15 protein-coding genes are annotated in these 13,459 nt (G+C 34.5%); 9 read left to right on the forward strand and 6 right to left on the reverse strand.

Translation table 11 applies throughout. The annotated features are described in order from the left end of the window. Window positions 1–13: 13 nt before the first annotated feature. The gene (hemE, locus tag PGC35_RS16310) at window positions 14–1,066 is read right to left on the reverse strand and encodes a uroporphyrinogen decarboxylase (RefSeq protein ID WP_053588347.1); all 1,053 of its coding nucleotides are present in this window, start codon (window positions 1,064–1,066) and stop codon (window positions 14–16) included. Window positions 1,067–1,268: 202 nt separating this feature from the next. Between hemE and PGC35_RS16315 the strand changes: the two genes are divergently transcribed. Together PGC35_RS16315 and PGC35_RS16320 are read left to right on the forward strand one after the other, a co-directional pair. Next, window positions 1,269–1,757 (forward strand): antibiotic biosynthesis monooxygenase family protein, encoded by a 489-nt coding sequence (locus PGC35_RS16315; protein WP_375219938.1) that lies wholly within the window; start codon window positions 1,269–1,271, stop codon window positions 1,755–1,757. A 61-nt stretch (window positions 1,758–1,818) separates the two neighbouring features. Then, on the forward strand, window positions 1,819–2,985 hold the full coding sequence (locus tag PGC35_RS16320) for a M20 metallopeptidase family protein (protein ID WP_375219939.1): 1,167 nt from the start codon (window positions 1,819–1,821) through the stop codon (window positions 2,983–2,985). Window positions 2,986–3,017: 32 nt separating this feature from the next. Here PGC35_RS16320 and PGC35_RS16325 read toward each other — a convergent pair whose 3' ends face one another. Both PGC35_RS16325 and PGC35_RS16330 read right to left on the reverse strand, forming a co-directional pair. Continuing rightward, window positions 3,018–4,214 carry an ABC transporter permease gene (locus PGC35_RS16325; protein ID WP_375219940.1) on the reverse strand — a complete coding sequence of 399 codons (1,197 nt, stop codon included), beginning with the start codon at window positions 4,212–4,214 and terminating at the stop codon, window positions 3,018–3,020. Then, on the reverse strand, window positions 4,198–4,947 hold the full coding sequence (locus PGC35_RS16330; protein WP_053588342.1) for an ABC transporter ATP-binding protein: 750 nt from the start codon (window positions 4,945–4,947) through the stop codon (window positions 4,198–4,200). The genes PGC35_RS16325 and PGC35_RS16330 overlap by 17 nt, the downstream gene beginning before the upstream one ends. A gap of 120 nt (window positions 4,948–5,067) precedes the next feature. On the opposite strand from PGC35_RS16330, the gene PGC35_RS16335 reads away from it, so the two are divergent. The 6 genes from PGC35_RS16335 (at window position 5,068) to PGC35_RS16360 (ending at window position 8,218) form a co-directional block, all read left to right on the forward strand. Next, window positions 5,068–5,493 carry an HIT family protein gene (locus tag PGC35_RS16335; protein WP_375219941.1) on the forward strand — a complete coding sequence of 142 codons (426 nt, stop codon included), beginning with the start codon at window positions 5,068–5,070 and terminating at the stop codon, window positions 5,491–5,493. 118 nt (window positions 5,494–5,611) lie between these two features. Beyond that, a complete protein-coding gene (locus PGC35_RS16340) occupies window positions 5,612–6,136 on the forward strand; it encodes a tryptophan transporter (protein WP_375219942.1) in 525 nt (174 codons plus the stop codon). 105 nt (window positions 6,137–6,241) lie between these two features. Continuing rightward, a complete protein-coding gene (locus tag PGC35_RS16345) occupies window positions 6,242–6,616 on the forward strand; it encodes a YtxH domain-containing protein (protein ID WP_375219943.1) in 375 nt (124 codons plus the stop codon). A gap of 149 nt (window positions 6,617–6,765) precedes the next feature. Continuing rightward, window positions 6,766–7,326: an HTH-type transcriptional regulator Hpr gene (locus tag PGC35_RS16350; protein WP_375219944.1), complete on the forward strand. Its 561-nt coding sequence runs from the start codon at window positions 6,766–6,768 to the stop codon at window positions 7,324–7,326. A 91-nt stretch (window positions 7,327–7,417) separates the two neighbouring features. After that, entirely contained in the window at window positions 7,418–7,963 is a 546-nt protein-coding gene (locus PGC35_RS16355; RefSeq protein WP_053588337.1) for a DUF3267 domain-containing protein, read from the forward strand. A 69-nt stretch (window positions 7,964–8,032) separates the two neighbouring features. Beyond that, window positions 8,033–8,218 (forward strand): hypothetical protein, encoded by a 186-nt coding sequence (locus tag PGC35_RS16360; protein WP_053588336.1) that lies wholly within the window; start codon window positions 8,033–8,035, stop codon window positions 8,216–8,218. Between the two features lie 259 nt (window positions 8,219–8,477). Here PGC35_RS16360 and PGC35_RS16365 read toward each other — a convergent pair whose 3' ends face one another. Continuing rightward, the gene (locus PGC35_RS16365; RefSeq protein WP_082355134.1) at window positions 8,478–8,582 is read right to left on the reverse strand and encodes a YjcZ family sporulation protein; all 105 of its coding nucleotides are present in this window, start codon (window positions 8,580–8,582) and stop codon (window positions 8,478–8,480) included. 137 nt (window positions 8,583–8,719) lie between these two features. On the opposite strand from PGC35_RS16365, the gene PGC35_RS16370 reads away from it, so the two are divergent. Then, window positions 8,720–9,652, forward strand: coding sequence for a peptidylprolyl isomerase (locus PGC35_RS16370; protein ID WP_375219945.1), 933 nt, complete (start codon window positions 8,720–8,722; stop codon window positions 9,650–9,652). Window positions 9,653–9,813: 161 nt separating this feature from the next. On the opposite strand, the gene yhaM is transcribed toward PGC35_RS16370, so the two are convergent. Further along, window positions 9,814–10,752 (reverse strand): 3'-5' exoribonuclease YhaM, encoded by a 939-nt coding sequence (yhaM, locus tag PGC35_RS16375; RefSeq protein ID WP_053588334.1) that lies wholly within the window; start codon window positions 10,750–10,752, stop codon window positions 9,814–9,816. Then, window positions 10,749–13,457, reverse strand: a complete 2,709-nt coding sequence (locus PGC35_RS16380; RefSeq protein WP_375219946.1) for an ATP-binding protein — start codon at window positions 13,455–13,457, stop codon at window positions 10,749–10,751. The genes yhaM and PGC35_RS16380 overlap by 4 nt, the downstream gene beginning before the upstream one ends. Window positions 13,458–13,459 lie beyond the last annotated feature (2 nt).

Here is a 13,459-nt window from a genome sequence, read left to right on the forward strand (position 1 = left end):
ACCTCAAGATAGTTTAGTTAGATTTTGCTGCAATCAATTCTTTACTATATTCATGTACTAATGTAGTTAAGCGCTTCAGCGTGTCCGGATCTACTTCTGGAAATACACCATGTCCAAGATTAAAGATATGTCCTGGATTTGCTACTCCTTGTTCTACAATAACTTTTGCACGTTTTTCGATTTCTTCCCAATTACCAATCAGATAAGAAGGATCTAGGTTCCCCATAAGCGTTTTTGTTAATCCTTTAGCACGCGCTTCCTCAATAGATAAACGCCAGTCGATTCCGACTACATCCACCGACAAATCATGCCATTCCATTGCTAAGTGACTAGCTCCAACACCAAACGTTATTAAAGGAACACCTGTCTCACGAAGCTCATTGAAAATACGTGTCATTACTGGTTTAATGAAAATACGATAATCTGCTACGTTTAAAGCTCCAACCCAAGAGTCAAAAATTTGTATCATTTTAGCTCCGGCTTTGACTTGTGCTTTGATATAAACAATGATCATATCAGCTAGCTTGTCCATTAGAGCAAACCATGCTTGAGATTCAGAAACCATAAATGCTTTCGTTTTGTTATAACTTTTCGAAGGGCCACCCTCAATCATGTAACTTGCCAATGTAAAAGGTGCACCTGCAAATCCGATTAGTGGAACATTTAATTGTTCCGTTGTTAGAAGTTTAATCGTTTCTAAAACAAAAGGTACATCATCTTCTGGTGATAGGTCCCCAAGATTATACACATCTTGCACAGTTCGAATCGGATTCGAAATGACAGGGCCAACACCCGCTTTTATTTTTACATCTACTCCAATTCCAGTTAGAGGAGTTACGATATCTTTATATAGTATAGCTGCATCCACATTGTAATTTTCTACTGGAAGACGTGTTACATAGGCACATAATTCAGGCTCATGCGTAATCTGTTCTAACGAGTATTTTTCTTTAATTTTTCTATACTCTGGTTGTGAACGGCCAGCCTGCCTCATATACCATACTGGTGTGTGATCTACTGCTTCTCCACGAGCTGCACGTAGTATTGTATCATTAAAAGTTGACATTCCCTTTTCCTACCTTTCTTCTATATAACTGTACCCTGTTCAATATACGTCTCAACTATAGACGTTCTCTTGCTTATTGTATATAAATATAATGCAATTGTCATAAATTTGTCCTGCATTTCCAGTCTTTATTTTGAAATAGAGTTTTTAATTTGACTTTAAGGGGAAAAGTATTATCAATAAAGAAGTGGAGGTTAATTATATGAACTTTTATATAACATCTGGAACACCCGAATTTATGGATTCAATTAAAAAGAAGCATCCAAACGAAGATTTGTTTCTTTTGCATGGTGTAGGTAACTCTGTTCTGATTCATGAAACATCTGGCAAGTCTGTTTTCCAAGTACCACGTAAATATGAAATTCTAGAGTCTTATGGTAGGTTTTCCGAAAAAGGGTATTTCGTTTTGCAACACATACCTCTTTCTGATGAAGGACGTCCTATATTTGAATATCAGTATACCAAATTAACTGAAACAGTTGAAAAAGAGCCTGGTTTTATCGCTCTCCGTGTACTTAAGCCCTTGAAGTCTGACACGTATATTATTTTAACAGAATGGTCTGGACCAAACAGTTTTGAAGTATGGAAAAAATCAAATCCATTAAATTTTGACCATGTAGCAGATAAGCAAAAGATTTTCACAAGTGCCCCTTATGTATCTACCTATAAATCATTGCCTAAAGAAGCTTGAGATGAAAGCTTCTTTTTTTCTGTTATAATATAACAAAAAGAAATTAACGGGGGCGAGGATTTTGACAGAAGAATTATTAAGCAAATTAGAGAACTCTTTTAACGATATGGTTTCAATTCGCCGTTACTTACATATGCATCCTGAGGTATCCTTTCAAGAAACAAAAACAGCAAAATATATTCAAGACTTTTACACAGAATTAGGAATTCCTTTTCAAGCAAATGTTGGTGGGAATGGAGTTGTAGCAAGAGTTAAATGTGCACTTCCTGGTAAAACAGTTGCACTACGCGCTGACTTTGATGCACTTCCAATACAAGATGAAAAGGATGTCCCATACAAATCAACAGTTGCCGGAGTAATGCATGCTTGCGGACATGATGGACATACTGCCACACTACTTATTCTCGCTCGATCAATCAATGAATTGAAGGACCAATTATCTGGTGAATTTGTTTTTATCCATCAACATGCGGAAGAATATGCGCCTGGTGGAGCTAAACCGATGATTGATGCAGGCTGTTTAGAAGGTGTCGACGTTATTTTCGGTACGCATTTATGGTCACTAACCCCCCTTGGCACAATTGAATATAAATCCGGACCTATTATGGCAGCTGCCGACCGTTTTCATATAACTATTCAAGGTAGAGGTGGTCATGGTGCCAATCCTCATCAAGCGAAGGATGCAATCTTAGTTGCTTCTCAGTTAGTTGTAAACTTGCAACAGCTAGTTTCTAGAAGAGTAAATCCAACAGAAGCTGCTGTTCTATCAGTTGGTTCTTTTGTAGCCGAAAATGCATTCAATATTATTGCAGATTCTGTTAAACTTGCTGGTACAGTGCGTACTTTTAATGCAGAAGTTCGTGATTTGATGGAAAATGAACTAGAACGTGTTATTAAGGGAACATGTCTGACAGCCGACTGTACATACTCATTTAACTTCGATAGAGGGTATCCACCAGTTATTAACCATAAATCAGAAACAGAATTTCTAGCATCTATAGCAAATGAAATTCCCGGAGTTGAAAAGGTTCAAGAATCTGAGCTCCTCATGATTGGCGAAGATTTTGGCTATTATTTAGAAAACATTCCTGGAACATTTTTCTTCACGGGGGCTATGCCTCAAGGTGAAGTCTTCCCACATCATAGTCCAAAGTTTGACTTTGATGAACGTGCCATGCTAATCGCAGCTAAAACGTTAGGAACCGCTGCAATAAATTATCAAAAATAAAAAGAAGGCTGTCCGTGACGACAGCCTTCTTTTTATTGCTTACTCATTCGAAGTGTTATTTCAGATATTACATATATCGCTAGTGGCACTAATAGCATGAGGTTAGTGTATTCTGAAAAAATTAAGATTGCTAACAAGACAAATAATGCCTGTACAAATTGTATGATGCGAAGCAACTTATTTACAGCTATTTTTCTAGCATTCGAATCTATTGGAAATAGTAAATCCATTCGAAATTCATGTCCTGAAAGAAGTGCATGTTTTAACTGAATGACCGAGGCAAATGCTAAAGCACCAGTGAAAATAATCGCAACGATTGGGAAAGGAATAAAAATAGCGCCTACTACAGATAAAAAGGTCAATCGAACCCATAAATAAAAATAATCATCTGTTCGAATAAACGTACGCAACACTAAATATAACTGAGCATTTTTTTGTGCAAATGGTGCAAGTTTATTAAAGCCATCCAGCCATTTTCTTCTTTTCTTTTTACCTCTAATATGTGGGACATCAGTAAACATATTGGCAAATCGATAAAAACGCATCATTCGGGATTGTTCCACTTCTATAAAATGATCAAATGGATATGCAATCTCTTTCTTTTTCTTTTGCCAAACTATGAGGTATATCACCCCAATTACAACTGCTCCAATAGAAACTATATAATAACCACTCATGAGAAAGTAAAATACGGAGAATATTAAAAGAAATCTTACAAAACGATCTATCCAAACGTACTTACCATTTGAAGCCCATCGGTAATTAAATTCCACTTGAATGCTCCAGTTTTTTAGTACTAGTAAAATTAAAAATAAAATGAAAATCTCATTTTTAGATAAACCGCCTATTTTAGTTAGCAAAGGAATTGAAACAACATAAACTGCGATAGAAACAAAGACACTTGAAAAGTATGTCCATCTTAAAGCAAGCTTTAAATAATCGGGTAGTTTTGTCTCCAAAGGAAGAAAATAAACTCCATCGGCATGTTTCATTAATGTGACAGGGGGACTTATCACTAAAAACAAACTCAATACAAAAGATACGAGTAAAAAAGCCGGGAAATCGGTTGGGGCTGTTTTTAACCATTCACTATAGGCATATCCTGCTGCTCCAATTGCAAAAACAAAGACAACCGCAATATGACCAGTTGCTATAAACTTTAAGTATTTCTGCAACTCATTTATATAAAAAACAAACCGTTTATTCCATACTTCACGCAAGTTTTTCATCGTTTTGTTCCTTCGTCATTTCGATATATAAATCATCTAATGTCGCATATGGCATATTAAAAACAGCCCGCAAATCATCCATTGTCCCCTGTGCTCTAATTTTCCCGTTGTGTAAAAGTAAAATTCGATCACAATATCTTTCTGCAGTAGATAATATATGCGTCGACATAAGTACGGATGCTCCCTCATCTTTTCTTGCTTTCATTTGATCTAGGAGTGATTGTATTCCTAATGGGTCTAGTCCCACAAATGGTTCATCGATAATATATAATGATGGACTCACTAAAAAAGCACACATTATCATAACTTTTTGACGCATTCCTTTAGAGAAATGGGAAGGAAACCAGTTAAGCCTTTTTTCCATACGAAACTCTTTTAACAAAGATTCCTTTCGTGCCTCAAATACAGATGGTTCTAAGTTGTAAGCCATAGCTGTCAATTGCAAATGCTCCATTAATGTTAGTTCATCGTATAGCACAGGTGTTTCTGGAATATAAGAAAAAGAAGAACGGTATATTTCTGGGTCTTCTTTCATCGTTTTTCCGTTTAATCGAATTTCACCTTGTGCAGCGTTCATTGTTCCAATGATATGCTTAATAGTTGTACTCTTCCCTGCTCCATTCAATCCAATTAATCCAACTAATTCTCCTTTACCAATCGAAAAAGTTAGATCATGTAAAACCGGCTTCCTTGTATAGCCGCCTGTCACATTATTTACTTCTAATACTGTCATTTCTGCACCTCATCTCTAATAAATAGTTTACCAAAGCTAATAGGAAAAATCTTCTTTCATCCACCCCAATCTATATATTATATGGTAAACTCATCGTAAGAATGAATAGGAGGTTTTTTCATGAGTGAATGTATTTTTTGCAAAATAATTGATGGTTCTATTCCTAGCGCAAAAATTTATGAAGATGAGCATGTTTACGCCTTTATGGATATTATGCCTTTGACAAAAGGCCATGCACTTGCAATACCAAAAAACCATAAAGAAAATGTGTATGATTTATCAGAAGAAGAAGCAAGTAATCTATTTAAAGTAGTTCCTAAAATCGCTTCTGCTTTAAAAGATGCATATGGCCCAGTAGGAATGAACCTACTAAACAATAATGGTGCACCAGCAGGACAAAGTGTATTTCATTTCCATTTACACTTCATTCCTAGATACGACCAAACAGACGGGTTCCGTGCAACATGGAATACAAAAGAAAAAACATATACTCCTGAAATTATCCAAGATTTAGCAAAAGAGGTATATAAAAAGATAAACAATTAGTTGTTGCATTTAGATTCTAAAAGAATTACAATCTAGGTAAGTTTCTTGCTAGCGGTCAAGAGGATACGTTAGGGGAATCTTACAAATAGAGCTTAGAAAAGCTGAGGAGAGATGAGAATTGAATACAAAAAATTTAGTATTAATGTCCCTATTAGTAGGTGTAGGTGCAGTTCTTTATATTGTTATCCCAGGGTTTAATGGTGGGATGAAACCAGATTTCATGTTAACAATGATGTTTATCGGTATATTGCTATTTCCAGAGATTAAAAGTGTTTTCTTACTTGGAATTTCTACTGGAATTATTTCGGGATTGTTTTCTACATTTCCAGGAGGATTTATTCCAAACGTGATTGATAAAAGCGTAACAGCGTTTGTTTTCTTCGGTTTAGTACTATTAATCAATAAATACGTCAAAAAATTACCTGTTGCTATAGTGCTAACATGTATAGGCACATTAATATCTGGCGTAGTTTTCTTATCAAGTGCTATTTTCCTTATTGGAGCAGATGTACCATTTATGGGCTTATTAGTAGCAGTTGTACTCCCTGCAGTGGCTATAAATGCGGTTGCATTCTTCATTATTTATCCGATAATTGGAAAGTTAATAAAACGCTCAAAATTTGAAACTGCCTTAACAGCTTAAATTACTATTACTAGCTTTCCTTTTAATAGGAAAGCTTTTTTTGTACAGTAAATTATGTTTTAATTATTGTAAGGAAAGGAATAATACATATAAAGGGGTGATGAATTGAAAGTTTCACAATTTTTAATAGGAATTGCTACTGGTGCAATCGCAGGTTCGGTTTCCGTGCTTCTTTCGACTCCACAATCAGGTAGTCAGCTTCGATCTTCCATTAAAACAACTTCACTGGATTATAAGGACAAGCTTGCGGAAGTTAAAACAAAATTACAAGATTTAAAAAGTTCAATAAGCCGGTTAAGTAAAGAGTCAAAGGAAATAGTGCCTGAAACAATCCAGGGGCTTAAAAAGGATATCACTGAATGGAAGCGCGAAACCACTCCACTTCAGCATCAACTCCAAGCAGAAATTAGTTCCATCCAACAAGCAATTGAAGAATTAGAAAGAACACTTCCAAAACCGAAAGAGAAGGTAGTAAATTAAAAAAAGAGGAATGCATTTAGTCAACTTCATGATTAAACGCATTTCTCTTTTTTATAAAATTATTATATTTTGAATAATATTATATTTCCACATACATACTTTCTTGCTATAATGTTCAAAAGAAAAGAATCGAGAAAGAAGGGTTGGACATGACAGAACAGTTTTATACGATGAAAGAAGCAATGCTTTATAGTCAACGAATTGCTCAGCTTTCCAAAGCACTTTGGAAAGCTGTAGAAAAAGATTGGCAAATATGGATAAAACCCTATGACTTAAATATTAATGAACATCATATTCTATGGATATCGTATCATTTAGAAGGAGCGACTATTTCGGACGTAGCAAAATTTGGAGTAATGCATGTTTCTACCGCTTTTAACTTCTCAAAAAAACTAGAAGAACGAGGACTTCTTTCCTTTTCTAAGAGAGATACAGACAAACGAAACACATATGTAGATGTGACTCCAAAAGGAAAAACATTATTAGAAGAAATGTATCACAATTATCATGATACACCCCACTCTGTAATCGAAGGTTCTGTACCGATGAAGGAGCTGTATGGCAAATTCCCTGAATTTATGGATGTGATGGCTGTCATTCGTAATATATATGGGGATGACTTTATGGAAATATTCGAGCGTTCTATTAAAAATATTGATGAAACATTCACAAACAATGTAATTGCATCAAGGGATGAAAGCGCTATATAAATTTTAATATATTCCCTATTGCTTTTTACATGGAAACATCGTATTGTATGTATCTGAAAGATATTCACTTACGTATAGGAGATGCATACACTTGCATTGCTGGAAAACAATTAATGTGAAAAAACAATACGGCTTAGATCGTCTCTTTCTTTTATCTTCTTTGCTCGTTATAACTGTTTTTTCTGTCGCATATGTTTTGTTAGGAATTATTAATGATTCCACCAAATCCGATGATTACTTTTGGGTATTCTTACTTACATTTTTAAGTATCTATCCAATTCATAAACTTTTACACTATATCCCTCTCTTTCGTTATAGAGAAAAAGTAAAATTTTTAATTATTAAGCAATATGGCTTTTTGCCAATCGTTAATTTGCGTGTGATTGAACCAATTAATAAGAATAGATTTATTTTTTCATTGTTAGCACCGTTTATATTTCTTAATCTATCCTTAGTCATCGCTGCTTTATTAGTTCCTATGTTTGCTCATTACTTTACTATGTTATTAGCTTATCATTGTGGAATTTGTTTAATAGATTTAATTTATGTAAAAAATTTAAGTAAGTCACCTAAAACAGCACTTATTGAAGAAACAGATGCTGGTTATGAGATATTAGTGGCTCCAGCCCAACCTTAACAATATCTACTACTTGTAAACTATGTTCCTTCTTTGATATGCTTACTAGTATATGAAGGGAGACTAGACATGATTATATTTACGTTGATTCTATTCTCAGCATTTTACTTAATACAAATCAATCGAATGACATTCGCTTTAGTAATGTCAAAAGAAATTCCAGAAGAAAAACACCCAAAGATTTTTCGTACCATTAATATATTGATTACGATACTTCTTGTAAGCTTCTATGTGGAATTAGTTTATACAGTATAAGAAAAAGTGAAAGAAGCCAGCGACAATCAAATGACTGTTTCTGCGACGAGCTTTCTGCAGGAGCAAACTGGCATTTGACATCGAGCTAACGGCGACTGCAACTGGACATTTACTTTGTAAAACATTTAATACTTTCTTATTTGAATAAGAAAAAATTGACCCAAATCATGTAAATGATACTGGGTCATTTCTTTTAATAAAAAAAAAGGATGAAAAGAAGAACCAAGATCGTTTTTAACGATCTTAGTCCGCCCTTTCATTAGTAGATGAACGCTGCGCCTACAATGATTAAAAGAATAAATAACACAACAATCAAAGCAAAGCCAGAGCCACTGTTGTAACCACCATTATATTGTCCTCCCATTTTGAACACCTCCTTTTCAATGTATCCTATGCGATTTTGAAAAAAATCGGTAGGCAAATGAATGGGAACTATTTTTGTTTTTATTTCGTTTATGTTATAGTAACTACTGCAACACGAAGAAGTTAGGAGAGAAAAAAATGAAAAAAACAGTATTGTCATTTACACTTGCAGCGTCAGTCCTTGCATTAGGAGCATGTAGCAATGATTCTGCAGATAACAGTGAAGTAATTGCTACTTCAAAAGTTGGAGATATCACGCAAAACGATCTATATGAAGAAATGAAATCATCTATTGGAGACCAAGCATTTCAACTTCTTATGATCGAAAAAGTACTTGATTCTAAGTATGATGTGACTAAAAAAGAAGTAGACGCTCAATTGAAAGCTGACAAAGAGCAATTAGGCGAAAACTTCGAAGCTATGATCGCACAACAAGGTTATACAGAAGAATCATATAAAAAGTACTTAGAACTTAACTTACTGCAAGAAAAAGCTCTAATTGAAGATGTAGACGTTACAGAAGAAGAAGTTAAGGCAGAATATGAAAATATTAAAAACGAAATTAACGCTCGCCACGTTTTAGTTGCAGATGAAGCAACTGCTAAAAAAGTAAAAAGTGAACTAGAATCAGGCAAAGACTTTGCTGAAGTAGCAAAAGAATATTCTACTGAACCGGCAGCTCAACAATCTGGTGGAGAATTAGGTTGGTTTGGTAAAGGTGCAATGGTACCAGAATTTGAAGAAGCTGCATTTGCATTAGAAAAAAATGTAATTAGTGATCCAGTCCAATCACAACATGGTTTCCACATTATTGAAGTAACGGACAAGCGTACAATCGAAGAATCATATGAAGATAAAAAAGCAGAACTTGAGAAACAATTAAAGCTTGAAAAAGCAGATACTTCTACATTGTTGACTAAAGTTTCGAAGATGATGAAAGACGCTGATATCAAAATTAAAGATGAAGACTTAAAAACTGCGTTAGATCAATTTTTAAATGCTTCAGACGCACCTGCTGAAGAAGGTACAACTGAAGAAGAAGCAGATACAACTACTGATAGTGAAAAATAATTAGCCCAATGTCTTTTTTGGCGGACACTTTGGACTATACCTCGTCTACACTATTATCTAGAATATTATTGAAAAGGGGAAAGTGACTGGGTCACTCTCCCCTTTTTTTCTCATCTGATCAGAAAAAAACGTAAAAGCATAGAGCTTTTACGTTTTTTTTATTATTCAAATGTAGGTTTATAAAATGAACGGTTTTCAAGTGGGAATAAGCGCTCTGTAAATTCACCTGGATTCGTTTTATCTAAAGCCCGATTTAACATGTTCATCTTCGCATCAATATTGTCAATATAATGCAAGATTTCGGCTTCGCGAACCATTGGACGTTTTGGGCTTCCCCATTCTTCTTTACCATGATGACTAAGTACCATATGTTGAAGGAGCATTACCTCTTCTCCTTCAATTTGAAGCTCTTCTGCGGCCTTCGATATCTCGTTCACCATAATTGTAATGTGACCAAGTAAATTACCTTCAATTGTATACGTAGTTGCTACAGGTCCAGACAGCTCTAGTACCTTTCCTATATCGTGCAAAATAATTCCTGCGAATAGCAAGTCTTTGTTAAGTGTTGGATAAAGATCACATAAAGCTTTTCCTAGCTTCAACATGGATACGACATGATCAATCAAACCAGATGCATAATCATGATGATTTTTTGTAGCTGCTGGAAACGTCATAAACTCATTTTGATGCTTTTTTAATAAATGTCGAGTAATTCTCTGTATTAAAGGATTTTTCATCTCAAAGAAAAATTGCATGAGCTCTTCCATCAATTCTTCTTTAGATTTTGCAGCAGATGGAACCAAATCATTTATTGTAATCGGTTCATCTGCTTTTGCAGGTCGAATACTTTTTACACGAAGTTGAAATTTCCCACGGTAATCTTGTATTTCACCACCGACACGAACTATTTGACTTGCTGCAAATAGCTTTTCATGCTCTTCGTTTGTATCCCATAATTTAGCTTCTATATCGCCACTTTTATCTTGCAATAAAAGCGACATAAATGGTTTCCCAACAGTTGTAATTCCTTTTGTCGATTGTTTGATTAGTAAGAAATGATCTACTGGATCCCCTACTCGTAATTGTGTAATACCTTTCATTTCACAATCCCTCCACTTCCAGCTAATAATGTCGCTACTCGTATGACATTTACATCCTTCCAGACATATTGCATATTTTCATGACATGTAAAATACAGTAGTTGATGCTCTTTTTGTAGCTCCTCCATTAATTGTACCACTTGTTGTAATCGGAAACGATCGAAATGTACAAAAGGATCATCCATAATAATTGGAAAAGGTGCTTTCATTTTTAATGATATAGCTAATGCAATACGTAGTGAGATATACGCCTGCTCTTTTGTTGCTTGACTTAGTTCTGCAATTTTAAAACGCTGTCCGTTATATTTGACAGCCTCAAAGATTCCTTCTGGTGTTAATATCAATTGTTCGTATGATTGACTAGTAAGCCTTTGAAAATAGCTTTGAGCCAAGTCTAGCACTTCGGGTAGACGTTCCTCTTTTAGTTGCACCATCATTTGTTTTATAGCTACAACAACAGCTTTTAATGCTGCCCATTGCTTCACATATTCTTGCAGCTCTGCTTTTTTTTGTTCTAGTTTTTGTAACATATCACTTTGCTTTTCATCGTGGAGCAGTATGTTAGTCTTATAATCTAAAGATGCTCTCTCTTGAATCAATTCATTACGATTCTTCTGGATATTAGTTAATTGTTCCTTGGTTTCCCGTTCAAACTCTTCTTCAAAGTCCTCTATGTCTATTTCTAGATTCCCTAATTGCATTTGTAACTGATGTAATTCTTTTTCTAAAAATACTTTTTGTTCAAATAATCGATGAGCCTCATAAAAATCACTTTCGGACTTTGCATTTGCTTCTTGAAATAGCGTTTGAATGCTTTCTGCATACACATCAAGCAATGAAGTATTTTCTTTTTGCTTAGTTACAATCTCATTTATTTTATCTCGAATAGATTCATTTTCTTCAAATTTCTTTTTCTCTGAAAGATAGTGCTCACGAAGCTGATGGAATAACATGTCATCAATTAAGAAAATATCTGCTACTATTTTGGACTGCTCCAATAGTTCTTTCATTCTTATGTTTATTTCATTTAATTTTATTTCCATTTGATCGAGGTGGATTTGTTGCTCTTGAATTAAACGTAATCTATTAAATAGCTCTTTTAATAAACTCGGTGAAAGTTGGTTATTTAAATAATAATTATTTAGAAATAATTGTACATGCTGATTAATAGAATGCTCACGTTGCTCTAAATCATTTATTTTATTCTCCAGCTGATTAATTTGCTGAAATAGAGCGTCCTCTTCTTTTAATAATAGTTTTTCATATGTTTGTACATCTTCTGTTTGAGTCATCATTTTTTTCAAATAATTAAAACCAACAAAAACAATGACACTGACTATTAGTGAAGCTAATCCAAACATCCAATTGGATAGGACAAAACTAAAAATAATTCCCAAAAGAAGGATGGCACCGCTAAGTGTTAAGCTAATTCCATCTGCTTTACTTTCCTCTTTTTTAGTATGCCTCACTTCTGAAATACGTGTTTTCTGATGGTGAAGATCTTCCTTTTTCATTTGTAATATACGTTTTTCCTGAAGCAGTTCACTTTCTAACTTTTCTCGTTCTTTTAAAAGAGTTATTAGCTTTTCTTCTTGTTGAATAGATACATCTGCTTCTGTAATGTTGCTTAAGTTCTTCTCCCAATCTATTCCTACAAGAGATAATTGCTGCATTTGATTTTGTAAGGTTTTCGTTTGTTCTTCTTCTATTTGTATTCGTTTTGCTTTGAGCTGATGCCATTCTGTTTCGTATGCTAAGAAGGCTTTCAATCTTTCCAATTCTTCTAATGACAATATTTCATTATTATTCTTTAACTCTTTGAGATTGTCTCTTAACTGTTCATTCGCAATATGAACGCTCATTCTTTTGTCTTTTATCATTTCATAACGTCTGATACCATCTGCAGGAAAAATCTGCTCTTTGACTTTTTCATAAGATTCTTCATGCTCTAACTGCTTTTCTTTTAATGGTTTTAATTGCTTCCATTGCATATAAAGTTGTAATTGTGATTGGGCTTGTTTTTCTTGTTCAGATGATTGGACTAGAAGGGAGTCTATTTCCCTCAAACGATTAATAGATGGCTCGTACTCATTTACTTTTTCTAGATATAGCTTCCACTCTTCTTCTAATACACGTAGTTCATCTATTTTTTGATTTATGAGAGGTTTTTTGCCACTTGGTTTAAATAAATCACCCATTTCTTTGACAAATTGAGCTTCCACCTTTGATAATGTGTCCATACCAGTCGTTCCGGAAGCAAGCAAAGTTCGGGTTAACTCTTCTTCAGTCAATTTTTCAAAACCCTGTAATTGAAGAAGTGAAAATGAAAAAATCGCCTCAAAATCAGAACGATTATATGAATGTAAGAGGGATGCTAATTCTTTTTCTCCTCCACGGTCTCCATTCTCAAAGTAAACTATGACGTCACCGCTTGCTTTTCCTTTAATCCTTTCAATTACCACACGTCCCTTTTGTTCATCGTAAAATTGAATCTTTCCACCATACATTGCGCCACTTTTCGGTTCATATCTTAATAGTTGTGCATTTTTTTGTGGAAAGCCAAAAAGTATATGCAAAATGAATTGCTGAATGGACGATTTTCCAGCTTCATTTTCACCAAATAGTACGTTTAATCCAGATTGAAAGTCTATTTGTACATTTTCGTGCTTTCCAAAGCCATAAATATGGAGTTTTTCAATTTTCATCG

The organism is Psychrobacillus sp. PGGUH221, from assembly GCF_042055255.1.
Classification (GTDB): domain Bacteria; phylum Bacillota; class Bacilli; order Bacillales_A; family Planococcaceae; genus Psychrobacillus.